This window comes from Microbacterium sp. Kw_RZR3, assembly GCF_029222405.1.
In the GTDB taxonomy this organism is placed as follows: Bacteria; Actinomycetota; Actinomycetes; order Actinomycetales; family Microbacteriaceae; genus Microbacterium.
In genome coordinates, this window is the sequence record NZ_JARHXC010000160.1 from 1 (window position 1) to 1491 (window position 1491).

At 70.0% G+C, this 1491-nt stretch carries 2 protein-coding genes; one reads left to right on the plus strand and one right to left on the minus strand.

Annotated elements, in window-relative coordinates:
- Nucleotides 1–273 precede the first annotated feature (273 nt).
- Nucleotides 274–522, minus strand: coding sequence for a WhiB family transcriptional regulator (locus P2P98_RS08405; protein WP_013583608.1), 249 nt, complete (start codon nt 520–522; stop codon nt 274–276).
- A 214-nt stretch (nt 523–736) separates the two neighbouring features.
- On the opposite strand from P2P98_RS08405, the gene P2P98_RS08410 reads away from it, so the two are divergent.
- Nucleotides 737–1132 carry a histidine kinase gene (locus P2P98_RS08410; protein ID WP_275799060.1) on the plus strand — a complete coding sequence of 132 codons (396 nt, stop codon included), beginning with the start codon at nt 737–739 and terminating at the stop codon, nt 1130–1132.
- Nucleotides 1133–1491: the final 359 nt, after the last annotated feature.

Sequence of the window (1491 nt, forward strand, 5' to 3'; positions counted from 1 at the left end):
CGTCCAGTGTCGGGCCGCCGGGTTGTGCCGTCCGGCGGAGTCCGTGCGCGACGCGCCGGGGGTCGTCACGTCCACGCGGCGTGTCGCCGACCGACTCCGCGTGACGGTACGCGCCGTACTTCCCGGGCCGTCCCGCAAGTCCGCCGGGATGACACATCGTCCCGGGGTGGCCCGTTCTCCGTCGGTCCGACCTGCTCTCGCGGGGCCGCGCGGACACACGACGAAGCCCGCCCCCGGAGGGACGGGCTTCGTCGAACGGCGGATGCCGCGAGGTCAGGACGCGCGGCGAGCGCGAGCGGCGCGGCGCTTGAGAGCGCGACGCTCGTCTTCGCTCAGACCGCCCCACACGCCCGAGTCCTGACCGGACTCGAGGGCGTACTGCAGGCAGACCTCGGTGACGGTGCAGCGAGCGCAGACCGACTTGGCCTTCTCGATCTGGTCGACCGCGGGGCCGGTGTTGCCCACGGGGAAGAACAGCTCGGGGTCGACGGTCAGGCAGGCTGCTTTGTCGCGCCAATCCATAGGGGGTGCTCCTTGTAACAGAAAAAATGGTCGATTCGGCACCGGCATTCGGGTCCGGTACCCTGGTGGGAACGCGAGCGATTGCTCGCCCCACTTCGCTGTGGGAGCACACGGCTTGTTCCATGCTCCCATAGCGATTCCGCACGATCAAGAGGTAACCGGTAGGTTTCCGGATCGTAACGGCGTGATGATCTCCGCCGGGAGGGCTTTTCCGATGCCTGTTCGCCTCTGGGCCGCGCTCGTTCTGGGCCTCGAAGCCCTCGGCATCCTGGCCCTCGCCGGCTGGCAGGTGGTCGCCCTCATCGGCGGCGATACCGACTCCGTCGTCAGCTCGATCGCCCTGATCGTGCTCACCGTCATCGGTGCGGTCATCGTCGCGGCGTTCGGCGTGGCCACCGCGCGCGGCGTATCGGCCGGACGCTCCGGCGGCATCGTGACCCAGCTGCTGATCCTCTCGGTCGCCCTCGGTGCGATCACGGGGGAGTGGGCCGCGCCCGCGGTCGCGCTGCTCATCGCGGTTCCCGCGGTGATCGGTCTCGTGCTGCTCGTGCTCGCCGTTCGGGCCGCCGCGCCGCGTCGCCGTGACGCTGCCGACGGCGACGGCGCTTGACGTTCGCCCATCCGCGGCGACGACGTCGCAGGGCATCGGTCGGGGCGTGAGCGCCGACGGTGTGGGTCGCGTTTCCTCGCCATAAACGCAATCCGCGCTCATAAACACGCGCTGCTCGCGTTTATGCGAGTGGAGAGCGTTTATGGGTCGTGTCGACCGCGCGCCGTCGCGGATCCGACCGTGCTCGGTGTGGCCGGGGGCCGGGGCCGTGAGCCGGTCCCGCCGAGCGGGCAGGGTCAGCGGTGAGCCCGCCCGCCCTCGCCATAAACGCTATCCGCGCTGAGAAACACGTGCTGCTCGCGTTTATGTGAGCGGAGAGCGTTTATGGGGCGTGTGGGCCGAGGTGCACGGCGCCGCGC